The 20174-nt window shown below is 56.1% G+C and carries 24 protein-coding genes; 10 read left to right on the forward strand and 14 right to left on the reverse strand.

The window, feature by feature from the left end; translation table 11 throughout:
• The first annotated feature begins 222 nt into the window (after positions 1–222).
• The 9 genes from gap (at position 223) to ABDK11_RS09495 (ending at position 7618) form a co-directional block, all read left to right on the forward strand.
• Complete coding sequence (gap, locus tag ABDK11_RS09455) at positions 223–1221, forward strand: type I glyceraldehyde-3-phosphate dehydrogenase (protein ID WP_346840041.1); 999 nt, start codon at positions 223–225, stop codon at positions 1219–1221.
• 110 nt (positions 1222–1331) lie between these two features.
• Positions 1332–2684, forward strand: coding sequence for a F0F1 ATP synthase subunit beta (gene atpD, locus ABDK11_RS09460; RefSeq protein ID WP_346840192.1), 1353 nt, complete (start codon positions 1332–1334; stop codon positions 2682–2684).
• Positions 2681–3103, forward strand: a complete 423-nt coding sequence (locus ABDK11_RS09465; protein WP_346840042.1) for a F0F1 ATP synthase subunit epsilon — start codon at positions 2681–2683, stop codon at positions 3101–3103. The genes atpD and ABDK11_RS09465 overlap by 4 nt, the downstream gene beginning before the upstream one ends.
• 19 nt (positions 3104–3122) lie before the next feature.
• On the forward strand, positions 3123–3395 hold the full coding sequence (locus ABDK11_RS09470) for an AtpZ/AtpI family protein (protein WP_346840043.1): 273 nt from the start codon (positions 3123–3125) through the stop codon (positions 3393–3395).
• 3 nt (positions 3396–3398) lie between these two features.
• On the forward strand, positions 3399–4124 hold the full coding sequence (locus tag ABDK11_RS09475) for a F0F1 ATP synthase subunit A (RefSeq protein ID WP_346840044.1): 726 nt from the start codon (positions 3399–3401) through the stop codon (positions 4122–4124).
• A gap of 18 nt (positions 4125–4142) precedes the next feature.
• Positions 4143–4418 (forward strand): ATP synthase F0 subunit C, encoded by a 276-nt coding sequence (atpE, locus tag ABDK11_RS09480; RefSeq protein ID WP_346840045.1) that lies wholly within the window; start codon positions 4143–4145, stop codon positions 4416–4418.
• Between the two features lie 16 nt (positions 4419–4434).
• A complete protein-coding gene (locus ABDK11_RS09485) occupies positions 4435–5199 on the forward strand; it encodes a F0F1 ATP synthase subunit delta (protein WP_346840046.1) in 765 nt (254 codons plus the stop codon).
• Entirely contained in the window at positions 5196–6740 is a 1545-nt protein-coding gene (locus ABDK11_RS09490) for a F0F1 ATP synthase subunit alpha (protein WP_346840047.1), read from the forward strand. Before ABDK11_RS09485 ends, ABDK11_RS09490 begins: the two co-directional genes overlap by 4 nt.
• Positions 6737–7618: a FoF1 ATP synthase subunit gamma gene (locus tag ABDK11_RS09495; protein WP_346840048.1), complete on the forward strand. Its 882-nt coding sequence runs from the start codon at positions 6737–6739 to the stop codon at positions 7616–7618. Before ABDK11_RS09490 ends, ABDK11_RS09495 begins: the two co-directional genes overlap by 4 nt.
• Before the next feature lie 127 nt (positions 7619–7745).
• Here the strand turns inward: ABDK11_RS09495 and ABDK11_RS09500 are convergent, their stop codons facing one another.
• The 7 genes from ABDK11_RS09500 to ABDK11_RS09530 form a co-directional block, all read right to left on the reverse strand.
• Positions 7746–8312 (reverse strand): hypothetical protein, encoded by a 567-nt coding sequence (locus tag ABDK11_RS09500; RefSeq protein WP_346840049.1) that lies wholly within the window; start codon positions 8310–8312, stop codon positions 7746–7748.
• 98 nt (positions 8313–8410) lie between these two features.
• Positions 8411–8878 carry a hypothetical protein gene (locus ABDK11_RS09505; RefSeq protein WP_346840050.1) on the reverse strand — a complete coding sequence of 156 codons (468 nt, stop codon included), beginning with the start codon at positions 8876–8878 and terminating at the stop codon, positions 8411–8413.
• 109 nt (positions 8879–8987) lie between these two features.
• Positions 8988–9437 (reverse strand): hypothetical protein, encoded by a 450-nt coding sequence (locus ABDK11_RS09510; protein WP_346840051.1) that lies wholly within the window; start codon positions 9435–9437, stop codon positions 8988–8990.
• Positions 9438–9566: 129 nt separating this feature from the next.
• Positions 9567–9887 carry a hypothetical protein gene (locus ABDK11_RS09515; RefSeq protein ID WP_346840052.1) on the reverse strand — a complete coding sequence of 107 codons (321 nt, stop codon included), beginning with the start codon at positions 9885–9887 and terminating at the stop codon, positions 9567–9569.
• Between the two features lie 507 nt (positions 9888–10394).
• The gene (locus ABDK11_RS09520) at positions 10395–11279 is read right to left on the reverse strand and encodes a type II CAAX endopeptidase family protein (RefSeq protein WP_346840053.1); all 885 of its coding nucleotides are present in this window, start codon (positions 11277–11279) and stop codon (positions 10395–10397) included.
• Between the two features lie 199 nt (positions 11280–11478).
• A complete protein-coding gene (locus tag ABDK11_RS09525; protein WP_346840054.1) occupies positions 11479–12441 on the reverse strand; it encodes a formylglycine-generating enzyme family protein in 963 nt (320 codons plus the stop codon).
• 290 nt (positions 12442–12731) lie between these two features.
• Positions 12732–13241 (reverse strand): hypothetical protein, encoded by a 510-nt coding sequence (locus ABDK11_RS09530; RefSeq protein WP_346840055.1) that lies wholly within the window; start codon positions 13239–13241, stop codon positions 12732–12734.
• 276 nt (positions 13242–13517) lie between these two features.
• Here ABDK11_RS09530 and ABDK11_RS09535 point away from each other — a divergent pair, with 276 nt between their 5' ends.
• Positions 13518–14468, forward strand: a complete 951-nt coding sequence (locus ABDK11_RS09535) for an IS110 family transposase (protein ID WP_346837882.1) — start codon at positions 13518–13520, stop codon at positions 14466–14468.
• A 33-nt stretch (positions 14469–14501) separates the two neighbouring features.
• Here ABDK11_RS09535 and ABDK11_RS09540 read toward each other — a convergent pair whose 3' ends face one another.
• The 7 genes from ABDK11_RS09540 to ABDK11_RS09570 form a co-directional block, all read right to left on the reverse strand.
• Positions 14502–15134 (reverse strand): hypothetical protein, encoded by a 633-nt coding sequence (locus ABDK11_RS09540; RefSeq protein ID WP_346840056.1) that lies wholly within the window; start codon positions 15132–15134, stop codon positions 14502–14504.
• Between the two features lie 85 nt (positions 15135–15219).
• Positions 15220–15633 carry a DUF4279 domain-containing protein gene (locus ABDK11_RS09545; protein ID WP_346840057.1) on the reverse strand — a complete coding sequence of 138 codons (414 nt, stop codon included), beginning with the start codon at positions 15631–15633 and terminating at the stop codon, positions 15220–15222.
• Between the two features lie 121 nt (positions 15634–15754).
• Positions 15755–16204, reverse strand: coding sequence for a hypothetical protein (locus tag ABDK11_RS09550; RefSeq protein WP_346840058.1), 450 nt, complete (start codon positions 16202–16204; stop codon positions 15755–15757).
• A 100-nt stretch (positions 16205–16304) separates the two neighbouring features.
• A complete protein-coding gene (locus ABDK11_RS09555) occupies positions 16305–16571 on the reverse strand; it encodes a hypothetical protein (protein ID WP_346840059.1) in 267 nt (88 codons plus the stop codon).
• Between the two features lie 115 nt (positions 16572–16686).
• Entirely contained in the window at positions 16687–17007 is a 321-nt protein-coding gene (locus tag ABDK11_RS09560; RefSeq protein WP_346840060.1) for a hypothetical protein, read from the reverse strand.
• A gap of 89 nt (positions 17008–17096) precedes the next feature.
• Positions 17097–17468 (reverse strand): hypothetical protein, encoded by a 372-nt coding sequence (locus ABDK11_RS09565; RefSeq protein ID WP_346840061.1) that lies wholly within the window; start codon positions 17466–17468, stop codon positions 17097–17099.
• 1071 nt (positions 17469–18539) lie between these two features.
• A complete protein-coding gene (locus tag ABDK11_RS09570) occupies positions 18540–20093 on the reverse strand; it encodes an amino acid permease (protein ID WP_346840062.1) in 1554 nt (517 codons plus the stop codon).
• Positions 20094–20174 lie beyond the last annotated feature (81 nt).

Here is a 20174-nt window from a genome sequence, read left to right on the forward strand (position 1 = left end):
GTACTGCGCGGTTTGCGGTGATTTGCAGGGTCGGGGAGCTGTACGGTTATACAGCATGCGGCGGTTGCGGACAAACGCGGGGGCGACTGCGTGGCCACGGCTGCGGCCCGCATGCGGCGCGTGGCCAATGGGCAGAATGACGGCTGCGAGCACCTGATATCGCCACGCGCCGGCGCCGCCTTCCTATGCTGTAGGGATCAAATCCCAGCCCGATGGATACAGATGAAACGCGTTGCAATCAACGGCCTCGGCCGTATCGGCCGCCTGGCGCTGCGCCGCTACCTCGATGGCGGCTACAAAAACTTCGAACTGGTGGCCGCCAACGAGCCCATGGATGTCGACAACCTGATTTACCTGCTCAAGTACGACTCGGTGCACGGCAGGCTGGGGCGCCCGGTGACGGTGGCCCAGGGGCGGCTGCAGGTGGATGGCCTGTCGCTGCCGCTGTCGGCGGAGCGGGACCCGGCGCAGTTGCCGTGGCGCGACCTGCAGGTGGACACGGTGCTCGATTGCAGCGGCCGCTTCACCCGCCGCGCCGATGCCGCCCAGCACCTGCAGGCCGGCGCCAGCAGTGTGCTGATCAGTGCGCCGTCGGCGGATGCGGATGTGACCCTGGTGCTCGGCGTCAACGAGGCCGACTACCAGGCGGGCAAACACCAGGTGGTGTCCAATGCCTCCTGTACCACCAATTCCCTCGCGCCGCCGCTGAAAGTCCTGGACGACGTCTTCGGCGTCGAGCAGGCCCAGGTCACCACCGTGCACGCCTACACCGCCAGCCAGAGTGTCGTTGATCAGCCGGCGGGCAAGCCGATCCGCGGGCGCGCCGCGGCGATCAATCTCATTCCCACCGCCACCGGCGCCGACGCCGCAGTGGTGAAGGTGATGCCGCAACTGCGCGACCGCATCAGTGCGCTGGCAGTGCGCGTGCCGGTGGCGGACGGCTCGCTGACGGATATCTGCGTGGAGCTGAAGAGATCGGCCAGCGCCGATGACATCAATCACGCGCTCAAGGCGGCGGCGCAGGGCGAACTGCGCGGTGTGCTCGAATACAGCGACGAGGAGCTGGTGTCATCCGACATCATCGGCAACCCGCACTCCTGTATCGTGCACGGCCTGTCCACCCGCGTGCAGGGCAACCTGGCCAAGATCCAGGTGTGGTACGACAACGAGTACGGCTACACCTGCCGCTGCCTCGACCTGCTGGAGCGCGTGCTGCGCTAGCGGATTGTGGACGCGGGCGGCGAGAGCGGGGAGGCATAGTGGCAGAGCCGGTTGGGACCAAAACGCCCGCGCCCGGTAGCGATGCCGACGGCGCCGCGCCGCTCGGCGCCATCGTCGAAGTGCACGGCCCGGTGGTGGTGATCCGCTGTACCAGGTTACCGCCGCTGCGCCGCGCGCTGTCGGCCTCCATCGATAGCGATACCTACCTGTTCGAAGTACACCAGCACCTGGACCGCCAGCATGTGCGCGCCATTACCCTGCACCGCACCGCCGGCCTGCGCCGCGGCATGCCGGTATTCGACACCGGCGCACCGCTGCATGTGCCGGTGGCACCGGAGTGTCTCGGCCGCATGCTGAATATTTTTGGCGCGCCGCTGGATGGCGAGCCGCCGCTGCGGGCGGCGGAATACCGCAATATTCACACGCCGCCGGCGGCGCTGGCGGATACTGTCGGCACCGGGGACATACTGCAGACCGGCATCAAGGTCATCGACCTGCTGTGCCCATTCGTCAAGGGCGGCAAGACCGGCCTGTTCGGCGGCGCCGGGGTCGGCAAAACGGTGCTGGTGATGGAATTCATGCACGCCATGGCCGCACTGCACCGCGGCGTGTCGGTGTTTGCCGGCGTCGGCGAGCGCATCCGCGAGGGCCACGAGCTCTGGCACGAAATGCGCGAGGCCGGGGTGATGGAGCAGACGCTGATGGCCTTCGGCCAGATGGACGAGTCGCCCGGGGTGCGTTTTCGCGTGGGCCTGTCTGCGCTCACCTACGCCGAATACCTGCGCGATACGCTGCACCGCGAAGTGCTGTTCGTGATGGACAACATTTTCCGCTTCGTGCAGGCCGGCAGCGAGATCTCCAGCCTGCTCGGGCGCATGCCGGCGACGGTCGGCTACCAGCCAACGCTCATTTCTGAAGTGGCGGAAATGCAGGAGCGCATTCTCTCCACCCGCGCCGGCGCCATCACCTCGGTGCAGGCGGTGTATGTGCCGGCGGATGACATGACCGACCCGGCGGTGGACGCCATTCTCAGTCACCTGGATTCGTCGGTGGTGCTGTCGCGCGCCCAGGCGGGCAAGGGCATCTATCCGGCGGTGGAACCGCTGCAATCCTCCAGCCGCCTGATGGATCGACACACGCTCGGCGACCGTCACTACGATGTGGCCGAAGGTGTGCGCGAACACCTGGCGCGCTACCGCGAGCTGGAAGACATTATCGCTATGCTGGGGATCGAGGAGCTGTCCGCGGAGGATCGGCGCATCGTCATGCGCGCGCGCAAGTTGCAGCGCTACCTGACCCAGCCGTTTACCGCCACCGCCTCCCACACCGGTATCGCCGGTGTGTCGGTGCCGTTGGCGCAGACCCTGGCAGATTGCGAGGCCTTTTTGCGCGGCGATTACGACGAACTGGCGGAGGAGGCCTGCTATATGCGCGGCAGTATGCAGGAGGAGACGGCATCGTGAACGGTGTCGTGAACACCATTGCGCTGGAACTGCTGTCCGCCAGCGCACAGCAGAACATCGACGGTGTGGTGTCTTTTGTCGGTGAAGATACCTCCGGCAGTTTCGGCCTGCTGCCCGGGCACGCGCGCAGTATGACCTCGCTGCTGTTCGGCCTGGCGCGCTTCCGCTGCGTGGGGGAAGACTGGCAGTACCTGGCGGTGCCCGGCGGGCTGCTCTATTTTGTCGACAACCGCCTGCAGATCTGTTGCCGCCGCTTCCTGCTGGATCGCGATTACGAGCGGATTTCCGCGCTGTTGCAACAGCAGTTGCTGGCCGAGGAAACACAGCTGCACGACATGAAGGAAAGCCTGCGGCGTATGGAGGAAGCCGTGTTGCACCGCCTCTGGGATGTCAGCCGCGAAGGCGCGGCGCGCCGCTGAGGCGATTCGGGAGAATGCAATGAAAGATCGCGAGCGCGAACTGCGCGAGCGGGTCGAGCGCCAGGCAAAACGCATGAAGCGCGCGGAGAAAGAGCGCCCGACGCTGATCGCGCAGACGATCTACCTCGGCACCCTGGGGCTGGTATTTGTGTTGCCGGTAGTGGCCGGCGCCTATCTCGGCCACTGGCTCGACAGCCTGCTGGCCGGCTATTCCACCCGCTGGACCCTGAGCCTGATTTTTATCGGCGTGGTGGTCGGTGCCATCAATGTCTATCTGCTGATCCGGGAGTGAGCCGTGGACCAGAGCGCAATTGTCCCCGTGGTGCTGTTTCACCTGGGGCCGCTGCAGATTACCGTCACGGTGGTGACCACCTGGGCCATTATCGCGTTGCTGGTGCTTGCCGCCTGGTTGCTGGCGCGGCGCCTGCGGGTGAAACAGCCGGGGCGTGTGCAGACGCTGGCCGAAGGCGCCGTGTTGGCGATGGAAGACGCGGTGCGCGCAGTGGCGCCGGACCACGTGAAACTGCTGCTGCCGTTTATCGCCAGCCTGTGGGTGTTCCTGGTGGTGGCCAACCTGAGCGGGCTGATACCGGGCGTGCACTCGCCCACGCGCGATCTGTCCGCCACCGCGGCGCTGGCGATCCTGGTGTTTCTGTCCACGCACTGGTTCGGTATCCGCAACCAGGGCCTGAAAAGCTACCTGCGCCACTATCTGGTGCCCAGCCCGCTGCTGTTGCCGTTTCACCTGATGAGTGAAATTACCCGCACCGTGGCGCTGGCGGTGCGCCTGTTCGGCAACATCATGAGCCTGGAAATGACCGCGCTGCTGGTCCTGCTGGTGGCCGGCTTCCTCGCCCCGGTTCCTATACTGATGCTGCATGTGATCGAGGCGCTGGTGCAGGCCTATATCTTCGGCATGCTGGCGCTGATCTATATTGCCGGTGGCCTGCAGTCGCAGCAGCTGCGCCAGCAACAGCGGGAGCGAGAGGAGGAGCGCGGCAATGGGCGTGGGGAAGAATGAAGCGGGAGTGCAGACACGATGCATGACATAAGTTGGTTTTCCCTGGGGTCGACCGTGGTGGCGGCGCTGGCCATCGGCATCGGCGTGCTCGGGCCGGCCCTGGCCATGGGCCGCGCCATCAGCAGTGCGCTGGAAGCGCTGGCGCGCCAGCCGGAAGCGGAACGCTCGATCATGCGCACGCTGTTTATCGGCCTGGCGATGATCGAATCGCTGGCCATCTACGTGCTGGTCATCGCGCTGATCATCCTGTTCCGCAATCCGCTGCTGGAATACCTGCTGAAGCCCGGCGGCTGAACGGAGGAGTGCGGCGGTGGAACTGAACTGGTCGACCTTCCTGCTGGAAATCGTCAATTTCCTGGTCCTGGTATGGCTGCTGAAACGCTTTTTTTACAAGCCGGTGCAGCAGGTGATTGCGCGCCGCCAGCAGGGCATCGAGCAGCGCGTGGCCGCCGCAGAAAAAATGCAACAGGAAGCGCAGCAGCTGCAGCAGCGTTACGAGGGGCGCCTGCAGGAATGGGAGCAGGAACAGCGGCAGGCGCGCACCGCACTGCAGGAGGCCTTGCGGGCCGAACGCAGCCAGCGCGAGCAGGAACTGGACGGCCAGCTGCAGCAGCAGCGCCAGCGGGCGCAGGCAGTGGCCGAGCGCCACGAGCGCGAGCGGGTGCAGCAACTGGAGCGGCGCGCGCTGGAGCAGGGCGGTGAGTTCGCCGCGCGGCTGCTGCAGCAGGGTGCCGGGCCGGAGCTCGAAGGGCGCCTGCAGGCGCTGCTGGTCGAGGCGCTGGCGGATCTCCCCGACGAACAACTGGCTGCACTGCGCGCGGAGCTGGCCGAAAGTCCCGGCGCCGTGGAGGTGGCCAGTGCCTTTCCGCTGCCACAGGCGCAGCGCAGTGAATTGACCGAGGCGCTGCAGGAGCTGACCCCACAACCGCTGCAATGCCACTTTGTCGAGGATCCGGATCTGGTGGCGGGGCTGCGCATCGGCATCGGCGCCTGGGTGCTTGACTGCAACATCAGCGCGGAGCTGCGCGGTTTCGCGCAGGCGGCGCCGCTCACTGCCGAGCGTGCGTCCCCGTGAACAAGGGCGAGGCCGACAGCAACAACAATGGCGACAGCAACCGCGACACTAACGGCGAGCGTGGCGGTGAGAGCAGCGGCCTCGCGCGCCGTGCCCGCTGGCTGCGGCACTATCGCCCGCAATTGCGCCTGCGCGAGCAGGGCAGGCTGGTTTCCGTGGGCGACGGCATCGCCTGGGTCAGCGGCCTGCCCACCGCGGCAATGGACGATGTGGTGGTCTTCGACGACGGCAGCCGCGGCCAGGTGTTCGACCTTACCGGTACACTGGTGGGGGTGGTGCTGCTGCTGGAAACCGCGGAGCTCACCGCCGGCACCGCGGCGCGGCTGCATGAACGCGCGCTGGCCATTGGGGTCGGCGATGCGCTGCTGGGGCGGGTCATCGATCCACTGGGCAATCCCCTCGATGGCGGCGCGGCCCCCGAATGCAGCGACTGGCGCCCCCTGGAGAGCGGCTCGCCGGGCATTGTCGAGCGCGACTTCGTCAACCAGCCGCTGTACACCGGCAGCAAGGTGCTGGACACGCTGATTCCGGTAGGTCGTGGCCAGCGCCAGTTGCTGATCGGCGACGAGGGGCTGGGGCGCAGCTCGCTGGCGCTGGATACGGTGATCAACCAGCGCGGGCAGGGGGTTTACTGTATCTACGTGCTGATCGGGCAGAAGCGCTCCGCGGTAGTGGACACCATCGACCTGCTGCGCGACTACGACGCATTGGAATACACCACGGTGGTCGTGGCCGAAGCCAGCGCGCTGCCCGGCCTGCAGCACCTGGCACCCTTTACCGGCTGTGCCCTCGCCGAGCACTGGATGCGGGGCGGGCAGCACACGCTGGTGATCTACGACGATCTCTCCACCCACGCCAAGACCTATCGCGAGCTGTCGCTGCTGCTGCGCCGCCCGCCGGGCCGCGAGGCCTATCCCGGCGACATCTTCTCGGTGCACGCGCGCCTGCTCGAGCGCGCCACCTGCCTGCGTGCGGAAGCGGGCGGCGGCAGCATGACCGCGCTGCCGATCGTTGAGACCCAGCAGGGCGAGATCGCGGCCTATATTCCCACCAACCTGATTTCCATTACCGATGGCCAGGTGTACCTGGACCGGGAACTGTTCGCCGGCGGCTTTCGCCCCGCCATCGACATCGGCAAGTCGGTGTCGCGCATCGGCGGCCGCGCCCAGCACGCCGCGATCAAGCGCGAAGCGGGGCGTATGAAGCTGGATTACCTGCAGTTCCTCGAACTGGAAATGTTTACCCGTTTCGGCGCCAAACTGGAGGCGGCCATGGAACGGGCCATCCGCCGCGGCCGGGTATTGCGTGAATTATTCAAACAGGAACGGCTGGTGCCGCTGCCAATCGAGTTCCAGCTCGCGTGGATGATCGCGTTCAATGACGGACTGCTCGATGCGCTGGCCCCCCGGTCGGTGCCCAAAGTGCTGGCACAGCTGCGCGCCGAACAGGCCGACTCCGATTTGACTCTGGATGACGGGCGCCAGCGCTGGCAGGCCGCGGTGCGCGGTTGGCTCGCCCAAATGGCGGAAGTCCCGCAGTGAGCCGCCGCCGCGCGCTGGAATACCACCGCGAGAAACTGGGGGAAGCGCGTGAAATCGTCTCGTCGATGAAATCCTTGGCATTTATGGAAACACACCGCGTAGGGCGATTCCTGGATAGCCAGCGCCGCGTGGTGCGCACGGTGGAAGAGGCCGCGGCCGACTTCCTGTCCTTCTACCCGGAGACGCTCTATGCCGAAGGCGTAGCGGCGCCATCGAGGAGGGTGTTCCTGCTGCTGGGCTCTGAACGCGGCTTCTGCGGCAATTTCAATGAGACGCTGATCGATGAATTGACACAGCAGCTGCGCGCCGAGCCCGCAGGGGAGGTGGGTATTATCGCCTGTGGCAGCAAGCTGTGCGCACGGCTCGCTGATCACCCGCAACTGCTTGCGGCCGTAGAGGGTGCCGCCGTCAGCGATGAGGTGGAGGACACCCTGCAGCGCCTGCTACAGCCGCTCGACACGCTGCAGCAACGCGAGGGCACCATGAGCCTGCGCGCGCTCAACCACGAACCCGAACGCGACACGGTGCTGAGCCGTGACCTGCTACCGCCGTTCACCCAACTGCCGGCCCCCGCGGGCGACTTTCACTACCCACCACAACTCAATCTGTCCCCGGCAGACTTCCTGCTGGCACTGGTGGAACAGTATCTGTTCGCCGCCCTGCACGAAATGCTCTATGTCTCGCTGATGGCGGAAAACCAGCGGCGCATGCAGCACCTGGAAGGTGCCGTGCGGTTCCTGGACGACAAACTGGAAGCGCTGCGCCGGCGCGGCAACCAGCTGCGCCAGGAGGAGATTACCGAGGAAATCGAGGTGATACTGCTCAGTGCGGACAATGCTGGTGCCGGTTCTCCGTTGCCGGTGCGGGGCAGGGAGTAGCGTTTACAGGCTTCTTGATTGGCCTCAATACCGATATCGGTATAGTGAAAGATCTGTAAATGACTTTTTGCCGCATTGTCTGCAGTGTAAAAATTGTACTGATGCGGCAGCCGCGTAAGTAAACCTGTTAAAAATCATTAACTTTTTTATAGTCAGTCGGGCAGGCTTTGGTTTCATCTCTGGTATCACACACGTAGATCCCCGCCAGTCTGGAAACCCAGGTAGAGACGTCAGGTTTAACCTCATCTCCTCGCCATACTTTCCGGATATGGTAGAAGCTATCCTTACCCTGGATAAGCAAATTGATCATTTGCGCCTTAAAGCCCTGACCGGTCTCGCATTCGGTGCGCCAGAAAAGCGAGGGGTAGTTGCGATTAGCAATCGGCTGTAAATCGATACTCTTGAATCGTTTGGTGCAGGACTTTTTCCCCGGAGCATCGTTCAGGGTGCGCATGGATATAAGAGATTTCGTCAGACCCGGGTATACAGTGACAACGTAGGAGTCATTGAATCCGTACTGCTTGCTCCGCCACATCATTCCCCGTTCATCTGGTGTGTCCTTTCGTAAAAGCTCCCACTGATTCTCTGCAGGCTTATATGGCGTGACAAGGTTTTCACCCTGGCGCCAGTCGTCAGCTATCAGTAAGCCTGGAAGCAGGCTGAATAGCAGCGCAATGAGACGATATTTCTTCATAATTCTTCCTGTACGTGGCACCCAGAGGCGAATAGTGACTAAGTTGTTGGCTAGCCTTGTTGGTGGCAGGGAGACATTCCTTAGAGCCTGGTTGAGCGCTACAAACCGTGATGTCGCCGCAGATGCTTGATAAGCCCGTTGTCATCAAATTCCAGGGAGACAATGTTTGTACTGGTGTACTCAACCACCTTTTTCAGGTGAGACGGCTTCACTTTAGCGTGCTCAGTATATTTGATGAAGACAACATTGCGGCCAAACATCAACTGATCTATTTTTATTTTGCAGAAGTAAACTTTATCCGCCAGCTTGGTGATCATGCCTTGTCTGAGGTCGGACTTCTTTGTAACGGTAACGTTATATTTTACATGTTCGTCAATAAAGTCATCGGAGAATAAGGAAATAAAGTTGTCAATGTCCTTTATGGTTGTACCGGGCTGTTGCCTCGCATTCTTTGCCTGGATGAATTCTTCCGCTTTCTGTTGCAGCTCTGCTTGAGACAAGGGTGCGTTAGCCAGCACTGATGCTGAAAGGCAGAATAGAATAATAACCGATATTAAAATTTTCATTATTATTATCCCTATTATTTTGCGCTTAGTATCTATTTTTCTGTAATCATGGGCCCGAAAATTTTCTTAAAGGTCGCCGCAGGCCAGGAAGGGCGGTAGTGCCTCTTTGCTACACATAGCTATTTTCAAGGAAGATGGTTAGCCATAGTGTAAAAGCAATAAAAAATAAATTGATGGCGCAACGAATGGTCCATGGATAGGTATGGTAAGAAAGTGAAAGGTATTTGGAAATAATAACGACCAGACCCATAAGTAAAAACCAGGGCGTAAAGAAGAAGATGGCTTTCCATTTTGCCAGAGATACAGCGGCATCATGAATGGCACCGCTGACCATAAAAGTAAGGAGTACTGCTAACCAGTTTGGCAGGAACGCGTTAAGCGGCCTCATAACGTTACGAGACAGATAGAAGCCCCAAATGGGGTTCCAGTAATGCCAGAAAGCGGCGAATTCACCTGCTCCCAGAGAGCGAGATAACATATTCCGCATCGAACCAGTGGCGCCCAGGGCTACCCCGTTTCGCTTTTTGACATATCTTCCTAGCGAAACTGAATTTTGCATATTGGTTCCATTCCCATAGTGCTTTGTTTGGCCGCAAATAAGTCCATTATCCATTTGTACCATAATTGGAATGTCGGGCTAGAGCAAAGAATATACAGTCTTTTCGGCGAATTACCGCACAGTGCCAGCTTAATTCCATGGAATATATTCATAAACTTTGCCGCAATCGGTGAGTATTTCATCACACTGCTCTGGAATGCGCTTTAACTTTTGGTAAGAGTCGTTCAGCTCAATTATCTTGTATCTGTCTCTATATTCTACACTTTCCCCATCTACCCTATCTGTATAAATTATTTGGGTGTCTCCTTCGCACTCCCAATAGCCGGTTTCTACTTGCTTGGTCTTGCCTGTGCCGGTGACATTTACTGAAACGATCTTAAACGTACCATCCTTGAAGAACTCAGAATAGGACTCGCGCTGAGCCGCCATGGTGTAATCAAATCCATCCATTCTCCATTTCCCAACGAGTAAGCTGCAGTCCGGCTCATCGGCGAATACGAAAGGCGGTAAGCTTAGAAATATGGTTAGTAGGATTAATTTTTTCATGTCAAACTAGTTTTTCTCAGTGTTATCAGTTGGGGCATTCAGCGTGGCCTGCTTAAGTAGGAATTTGCGTATTGCTGCAATCCTGCTTTCCTAACCCATCCCTATAACCTTTCATTGTTGCCAGGCATTTATTCATGGCGTATATGGCAGGGTGACTATCTTTTCCATAAATAGTGAAGTGTCCCTTCTAGATGCTCACCGGGAGAGTCAGTAAAAGTAGACGTGGAGTGTATAACAAGTAAGAACGCTACGTATTTATTCATGTCTTTACCGGGAATATAGTGCCGCGCCCTGGGTAATCCGGTTCGCGGCGTAGACATTGCCCCTAATGTACGTTTTTATACCTTGCCTGATCCAAGCCACGATTAATCCTTTAAGTCTTACGTTTCAATCTTCGGCGGCGACAGCAATTTAGCGCGGTGAGTATTGCGGAATCTGTCTGTCGGTGTGGTCTGGTTGTTTTTTAGGCCTGTCAAACTTTTGGACTCCTTTTCGCCAAAAAATCACGGCAATGATGCCGGCCATCAGGGGTAGGGCAATGCCAAACTCGTCTACAAACCAGGCTGAATTTGAGGTGCTCTCTGTGATGGGTGTGAAGAACTTCTGCAAGAAGGCGTTGTGGCTCATGTGCAAAATAACTGCCGGCCACAAGCTGCCTGTTTGGTAGCGGATGTAGGTCATCACAACCGACATAGACACAATGCACAGTGAGAAGCACGTCATCTGATAGCCAATGGAAACCTCTGGATTTTTGTAGAAACCCAGGAGCATGAGAGGCCAGTGCCAGACGGCCCAGATGATCCCGCTTATCAGGCATACTTGCGAAAAACTCAGACTCTTGGAAAGTTCCGGCACGAGTAATCCGCGCCACCCGATTTCCTCTCCTAAAACACCGGGCAGTATGAGCGCGAAGCTTACAGTAGCCGTGACCGCGAATCGAAATGCAATGATTGCCCCGTCTGTCCAATTGTCGACCTGATATCCGCTGCGCAACGCATCAATAAAGCTCTGATCGTACCAATTGCCGAGGCCAAGCCACCAAATAGCAACATAAGCGATTGAGCAGTAGGCCAGGGGGATGAGATAACTAATCCAGTGATATTTCCAGCTTCCCCAGCCCCAGCCCAGAGATCTGGGGCTGCGCCGGCATATAAGGCAGGCTCCGATCGCAGCCAATCCGACGGAGAACATCAGCGGGCTCGCAGTTTGCAGCCTGACCAGCAGCCACAACCCCAGGGGGTATAGGCATGCAGTCAAGCCGAGGAAAATTAGTATGATGCGGTATGAAATAGTCACTAAGTTGGCACTTTATAGTTCTTGAAAAATGGGAAATCACGGCTGGACTACGCCATAAGCCGCAACAGTGATGTTCTCGAAGTGACGGAAACACCCATGAGGGAGCAGCGCTGAACCCCTGAAGCGGTTTGTTGCCATGATGGATTGCTTATTCTTTGCTCTAATTACGCATAACCTTGCTGTACAGCCGCTCCCCCAATTACTGCTCCAGGGCAACACGAAATCCCACGTGATAGGTGCGAAACGACTCGGGAATCCAGGTTCGATTAGCTGAGCGGAGTTGCGCGGTAGGGCTCATGAAGTCGCCCCCTCGCAATACCCGGCCTCGACATTCCGCTTTAGCAGACGCTTCCCATGAGCGGCCGTCTGAAGGAGCATCTTGATACGTCTCGTGCCAACAATCCTCGGTCCACTCCGATACATTGCCCACTATGTCATGAAGACCGAAGGCATTGGGCTCATAATTTCCCACCGGGGCAGAAAATGCATGACCATCATTGCAGCTTGTCGTTTCAGATTTCAAGTCAGGCAGTACGCTCCGCAAGCTCTTATCTCCGTGATTGGCACGTACACAGAGCTCACTATCATCAGGCCAGGCATACGGGGTGCGTTTACCAGCCCGTTGTGCATATTCGAATTCACTCTCGGTCGGCAGCCTATAGTTGAGTCCTGTCTGGTCCCGAAGCCAGGCCACATAGGCGCTGGCATCATTCCAGCTAACACATACAACGGGGTGAGTATCGGCTTGAGCAAATCCGGGGTCGCGCCAGGAACGCCCCGCGACCCAGCCTGCTGAGGGTTTACCCGCTTGCTGGTGCGAAAAACACCCTGGAGCCGCTTGGCCAAATGCGGGGACATCGCGTTCGGCATCCGTAAGATAGCCCGTTTGCTCTACAAAGGTGCGAAACTGGGCCACGGTTACCTCAAATCTGCCAAGGGCAAATGTTTGCAAGTGCACCTTATGCACCGGGCCCTCACGGTCCTGGTGCCTGGGTTCGCTATCCGGGCTGCCTTGCTCAAATGTACCGCCAGGCAAGACAACCATGAATTCATTCAAAGTAGGGGGTAATGTTCGAGCATAGACGCCGTGTGCAAAGCACATTACAAGGATGCAAAGTCCGGAGATACCACGAGGATCGTATAGCTTTGAGAATGTTTTCATAGTAAGAAATCTGATTTAGCCACTTGTGTTTATAGCCGCCTATATAATGTCAGAAAAATTTTCAGAGGATGGATCATATAAAACCTTTTCAAAACTTCATGTTAGGTTCCACAGAACTCTCTGCTCTGCCTGGCCTTTGATGCCCAGCTTGTCTTCATTAGAGAACTTTGATAGGAGGTCAATGATCTGCTAGCACTTTCGTGGACACTTTATGCGTATTTTACGCGAAAATAGGAGCGCAGCGACTGCGCAAAAGGTGTATAAAGTAAGACGTCGGCTGCAGCACCTTGTTAACTTCTGGCCTTGGCACAGGAATGACCTAGATTGAAGACTTCCTGAGCCGCATCTATCCATGGAACGGTGAATTGAGTACTTGAGTCGCCTTTGAGTTCAAAATATCCCGCTTCAATACTTCTAATGCGTAGTTTCATCCAATCTCCATCTAAGACGGCAACTTCTGGATCTGGTATGGCTTCGACTCCGGCTATACGCGCTACTGAATTAACTGCTGAATCCTTGAGTTTGTCAACGGCAATCTTAATGCCTTCACAGTCAGTAATATTAATTTTATAGAATTTTGGCTTTGATTTATCATCGTAGTGATGGTCGTACAAATAAACAAAATTTCGGCTTATTGAAAATTGATGCTCTGGCTCTGCAGAAAACCATACGGCCTGCTCATAAAATATTTCACCTCCATAGAATTCGTCTCCAAATTGACGCTCCAGTGGAGATTCCCCTCTATTAATGCTAGAGCAGCCTGAAAGAATCGAAATAAAAAATAGAATCAAATATTTCATATGAAGTTAACGCTCGCATTTGGGGCCGTAGTGAAGCTCAGCGTAACGGAGGCCCCAGCCCCGTAGGGGCGAACGACATGCGCTTGTATGGTTTAATTCCCCCGAATTCGGTAAGTTGAAGCCCGTAACATCTCTCACCATGTTACCGGCCTCCCAGCCCGATGCTTGCCTGGTCCTTAGAGACCGTTAACAAGCGTGGCGCGGGCGGCCGACCCGATTTACTAACTCGAACAGTCGAATGGGCTTCGAGCCCGAATTTAGCAAGGAAGAGTCTCTATGGCAATTCAACGTAACAGGGTAACGGGTGTCAATGTTGGTGTGGATGTTGGCAAGTTCTCTCTGGATTTTCACATCCATGAAAGAGGCGTTCACTGGTCGTCTGACAACAGCGAGGAAGGTATTCGCTATTCGATTGGGCGCATACGCCGTTATAACGTAGAACGGGTAGTTGTCGAGGCCACGGGCCGTTATGAGCTGAACTTTGCTCAGACAGCCTTTGAGCGCGATCTGCCGATCGTAATTGCTAAACCTCTCTCTGTACGGCGCTATGCAGGTGCTATTGACCAGCTGGCAAAAACTGATCGCATAGATGCTGCTCTGATTGCAGAGTTTGGCGCGAAAGTGCAGCCTAGGATAAGTCGCAATAACGGAAAGAACTTAAGAAGAATCAAAGACTTACTGGCCCGCCGTCGCCAACTGATGAACATTAGAGTTCAAGAATTGAATCGCGATGAAGTCATGGGAGACGGAATCCTGGAGGCCTCCTACCGGCGTGTCCTGAAGATTCTCGACAAGGAGATTGAGTGGGTTGATGGGCAGCTCTCAAAGGCCATCGAAAAAGAATCATCCTGGTCTGAGAAGAAGAGATTGCTCAAAAGTGTACCAGGTGTTGGCGACGTTCTAGCGCACACTCTCCTTGGAGACCTACCTGAACTCGGAACGTTGAACAACAAGCAGATTGCTTCGCTAGCTGGCGTCGCGCCATTTAACCGAGACAGCGGGAAGCTCAAGGGAAAGCGACGGATTCAAGGTGGCAGGAGATCTGTACGTGTCGTGCTGTATATGGCTACCGTCAGCGCTACGCTGTGCAACCCGGCAATCAAAGCTCAATACCAACAATTGGTAGCAAAAGGAAAGCACAAAAAGGTAGCTTTAGTTGCCTGCATGCGTAAGTTGCTCACGGTCTTAAACGCGATGGTTCGCGACCAAAAGGAATGGGTCGCCTAGTTTTTTGATAGGGATTGAAGCCACAGTCGCTTGTTATGAGATTTGTGACTTGGTATCGGGCAGGCAATCCGCAAATTCTCTTTGAATTTTTGGTATTTTTCCACGCTGCTCACCACCACCGTGCAATATGACCAATAGCATGCCCACCATTACCGATATACCATTGGATATTCGAATCATCTGCTCAAGCAAAGGAAGCGGATACCCTTTGCTATGGCGGTGGATTGCATGAATACCACCATGGATAAAGGAACTGAGGGGCTTCCAAGAGAACTCCTTGAATTCCAGCAACATGTCTACTGGCTCCGGTGGAGCTTTGCCCTGCAATTTCTCAAGCATTTCGCTGAGCATTGGAAGTCTGTTAGCTCTATCAGCCGTTTCCCGTGTCAGTTCACTTGTTAATTTTGAGACAGCGGTGTCAGAAGCCGCGTATAAAAGCCACATTGCCCTGACCAACGCTTCATACTGGAGACGAACAAGTCCCGTGGCCGAGGTTAAGTTACCAGCCGCAATCAGCATTTTTGCACTTTCGGCATGCTCAAAAGCAATGCTGCACACAACTCTGCTTGCCATAATTTTCTCCGAATCATCAAACGGAGCGAGCGCTAGAAATTCCAAAAGCTTGCTTTCAAGCTTGGCAGAACGCGACAAAAGACTGTCTATCATTGCTATCCTTACTCATAACGCCGTGCTCTGGGCAAACCGAAGCGCAGCGTAGGTTTGTCCCTAGCAGTACTTTGTTAGGCATGGGCTACTCCGCTCCATCGTAAATGTCAAGTGCAAGCACAATGCCTCGACTACCAAGCTCTACCAATGTCTTTGGGGATATATCTATGCCCTCATTACTTTTTTCCATGAATATTCCACAAAACAAATCAATACTATATTTACTTGCCAGTTCATGCCAAAGAGAAAGGTCACTGGACAATTGACTCAGCAATTCGGAAACCTGACCATCAATATCTTCTGGCTCACAAGCTGCTGCAACTAAAGACCAGTGCCCACTTTTTCGTTCGTACTGCTTTCCTGTTCTTTTGTGGACTCGAATATCTCCTTTTGAATACATAGTTGTACCCTCACATCCTAAAAGATCTGATATCTCCTTGGGGTTGAGAGATTCGCCTATTAATCGCAAAGAAGCTTTCGATCTACTTACTTGTGCCATTTCTTGTGATGCCTAACGCTGCAATCAGACGCGGCCAATTTTATGCGCGTTTTGCGCAATAATTGGAGCGCAGCGACCGCGCAAAAGGTGCACAAAATTGGCCGTCGGCTGCATTGCTTGGTTACATTTTTTCTACTTTTCCATTCTTAAAGATAAACGAAACAATAGTTCTTTCATAATAGCTTTTAGGCATCTTCATGATCAGATGGCTATTGTTTTTTTCTACTTCAAGATCAGCATCGTAACACGTCCCAAACTCCTCTGTTTTTGATATGAATTTTGGCTTCACCTCATAAATAACAAATAAACCTGGGCATGAATTTCCTTGAGGAGTTCTAACAAGAATCACGTCGGCATCTCCCAACTGCCAAGTTCCAATTAATGAATCATAATCCACAAAATAGATTGGACTTAGTCCGTCCTTACTATCTTCAATATTTTGCTCTTCTCTTCCACTAGATTCATCGAAGTAGATATCTACCGTACCAAATCGCGTACTGACCGAATCCTTAAGTTCAAAAGCTATACAAGTGCTAGAAAGTAGGATCGTAAACAATATAGCTATTCTCATTTTTACCTCTCAAATGTAACGCCCACAGCACGGGCGGCCGGAGCGTAGCGTAGGCCGTCCCGCGAAGGCCCGCAGGGCCGTAGCAACGTGCCTGTGATTGTTATGTGTTGCTTGCGGCATAGCTCGATAAATACTCTCTTGCAGACTCAAAAGTTGGCAGAATTGCCTTCTCATTTTCTGGGCACCAAACTGGGAGTCGCCACTGAGGATCTCGCTGCTTTCTAAATGAATAAGCTAGATAGCAACCATCAGCTCTTTGATAAATTACTTCTAGGCGGTCAAGCTTCTTTCTATAGCTTTCGTGCACGACTCTAGAAGAATTATCTTCTTCAATATTAAGCCATATTCCTTCGTACTTTTCTTCCATGTTTACTTACACATAACGTTGCCAGCTGGGGCGGCCTGCGCTGTTTATGCGCGTAGCGCATAGCGTAAGCCGTCCCGCGGAGGCGCGCAGCGCCGGAGCGTACAGCCTGGCCTGGTTAGTGGTTACTTGGTACATCATCTGTTTCCTGAGATGAATCATAGTGATGCAACAGCAGGTAATTATCCCAGCTTTGGCTGCCTTCACACACAACAATAGATGATTCTTTCACTCCAGGGCAGAGAAATAACTGTGGCTTTAACCTATTCCATACCTCGTATACGGAATGAACTCTGAAATCAATATTTATGTATTGTCCGTTGTCATTTCCCTCAGAAATTTTTGGAGATAGTTTTTCTATCTCGAGAACACTTAGAACATTTTCAACTTCAAGATTTGAGGATCTTTCAGGTTGCAGTTGTATGTTGATTCCCTTCATTTCCAACTACCCACTAACGTCCGGCTTAGGGGCGGACTTGTAGCTGCGAAGCAGCGGAAAGGCCGTCCCAGCCATGCGAAGCATGGCGACTACAGCCGCTTGTTAAGTTTTGTACCTGCACGAAGTCCAAAGCCTACCCATGTCGTTAAGATATGTAGGGCTAGAAAAGTACCTACACCAGCATAAAAGCCAACCACAAATGCGGCCACTATAGCCGATAGACCGAACGCCACTAAATTTTGTACCCAGCCTATTTTTATATCTTTTTCGTTTAGATCGCACCAATCCCACCAGAGGATATTCCACCACAGACTCGATGCGGCAATGTACTCCAACAACCAGCGATAGATGCCGGTAACACCACGTTCCCTCAATTCAGATTCAAGATTATCAATGTATTCGTCGTCGTGCTGGGTATCTAAGTAACGATCGCCGATTATTGAGAAAGTGCTTCTATCCATGCCTGAAACTTAACGTTGCCAACAGCGGCGGCCGGAGCGTTTGGCGTGCGTAGCGCGCCGCGTAGGCCGTCCAGCCGGCGCCCGAAGGGCGCGGGCGATGCTGCTTGGCCTAGTTATTAAAGGCACGGTTTGCACGACCTACTGGCACGCTGCCTGTAGCGCAGCGGAGGGCCGCAGCCCAATTAAGACGAGAAAGAATACCAAAACTTACCCGCCTGTGAATTCTCTTACCGGCACCTACAATACTGGATTGAAGGTGCGGAACCACATTTGTTGAACGAAGGCTCTAGGAGCGAAACTGCCAACCTGGAACCTTGCGACATGCACGATGCTGAAAACGCTCTTAAACGGCACAAAACTTCCGCGTTTCTAAATTTTCCAACCAGAATTTTGGTTGCCGTAATAACAGTTAATTCAAAAGCCGGCCGCTATATATCCACCTGGCTTCTATCCACAAAAACCCTCCAAGCCGGTCGCCCAAAAGAATCCTGAAAATCAACCAGATACCCAGCGTTGTATGTTTTTCACGCAGAAATATAAGGCGAAACCCCAAGGCGTCAAAATCAACATTAGGCTATTGATCCCAATGTGATTGCTTTTAAAGTCAATAAGTTACGCGTTTTTTAAAGTGGATAGAAGCTTTGGCTCTTGAATTCCGGCTTTGGGAGTTTCCACTTCGCGGGATGTGTTGGACAAACAGCCTGATTTGGAAGTCGGCATTAGCGATATGCGGAAGTCGACCGCGCGCATCATGCCCATGTGCGCGCTCAGCGCGCCGGCCCGATAGGGCTGGTCGCTCGGGAGCTTGTAGTGTTACAGCGTCGCGGATAGGGCGGTCGGCGCCAAGCGCAGCGCCAGGGTGCCCGCGACAAGAAGCGGACCGAACATTGAGGATCGAATGGGAACGCCCGGAAGGTCAGCAGCGGGGTTGTGGGGGCCGTTGCCGTACGTTGAAACGAACAATCGCCCACCCCCGGATCGGGGGCGGGCGATTGTTTCATCCTGGAACAGGAGGTCCGTCCGTCCCGCCTGCCAAAGATCATGCCGGGGGCGGCAGGTGCATGATGGCGCTTACAGCTCGCCGTTGTTGTGCTGCTCGACCTTGCTGTGACGCATGCCGTAGCCGAAGTAGATCATGAAGCCGATCGCCATCCAGATGATGAAGCGCAGGATGGTGACCATGTCCAGGCCACCGATCGGGGCGAAATGCCCGTCCTTGAACCACGGCCAGCCGATGATCAGGAACAGCGAGAACACAATGCCCAGCGGTGCCAGCAGCCACAACACCGGCGTGCGGAAGCGTCGGCGGATGTCCGGTCGCTTGATGCGCAGGATCAGCACCGAGGCGCAGATCAGGATGAACGCCGACAGGGTGCCAATGTTGACCAGCTCGGCCAGCTCGCGAATCGGCAGGAAACCGGCCGCCAGGGCGGTGAAGATACCCAGCAGCATGGTCGGGCGGTACGGCGTGCCGTGCACCGGGTGGCTCTTGGCGAACCAGCCCGGCAGCAGGCCGTCACGCGCCAGGGCGAACCAGATGCGCGCCGCGCCCAGCATGAACGCGAACACCACGCTGGCGATGCCGCACACGGCCGCGATATTGATGATGGCGCCGATCCAGTGCAGGCCGCGGGCCTCGAAGACCGCGCTGACCGGGGCCTGGCTGGCCAGGATCATCTGGTCGCAGTGGCCGGCGGCCTGGCTCGGGTCCATACAGCCGTTGTAGGGCACCATGCCGGTCAGCACCAGCGAGATCGCCAGGTACATCACCATCGAGATGCCCAGCGACAGCACCACCGCCAGCGGCAGGTCGCGCTGCGGATTATTGGCCTCCTCGGCCGCGGTGGTCAGGGTGTCGTAGCCGAACACCGCGAAGAACACGATGCTGGCCGCGGCCAGCACGCCGTTCCAGCCGTAGCGGGACCCGCCGGTGGCTACCGCGTCCTGCACTTCGTGTGGAATGAACGGCGTCCAGTTGGCCGTGTGCACGTAGAACGCGCCGGCGACAATGACGATGATGACGCCGATCACCTTCAAGGTGACGACGATGGTGTTCAGCTTGGCGCCGATCTCGGTGCGCATGATCTGCACCCAGGCGATGCCCAGGGCCACGATCATCGCGATCAGGTTGACCACGTGCCCGCTGTCCGGGTGCGCCGGATCATAGGCACCCTGCAGCCATACCGGCAGGTGCAGGCCGGTGATCTGGGTAATCAGCGATTGCAGGTAGTTGGACGTACCCGCCGCGACCACGCCGACGATCAGCGCGTACTCCACCAGCAGGTCCCAGCCGATGATCCAGGCGGGCAACTCGCCCAGCACGGCGTAGCCATAGGTGTAGGCGCTGCCGGTGACCGGGATCATGCCGGCGAATTCGGCGTAGGAAAGAGCCGCACAGGCACTGCCGATGCCGGCGACGAGGAAGCTGATGATGATGGCCGGCCCGGCATTGAGCGCGGCCTCGTTGGGCGCCAGCACGAACACGCCGACGCCGACGATGGCGCCGATACCGATGGCGGTGAGCTGCCACACGCCCATGGAGCGACGGAAATCGGTGCTGACGCCTGCGTCCGCCTGTAGCTGTTCGACCGACTTGCGTCGGATCAGTTTCGACCAGAACCCCATACATTACCCCTTGTTCTAAGAATGTAAGTGAATGCGGAATCTGGGGCGGCGGGCCAGGAGCATTCGCCACCCGTAACGGTG

Source organism: Microbulbifer sp. SAOS-129_SWC, from assembly GCF_039696035.1.
Classification (GTDB): Bacteria; Pseudomonadota; Gammaproteobacteria; order Pseudomonadales; family Cellvibrionaceae; genus Microbulbifer.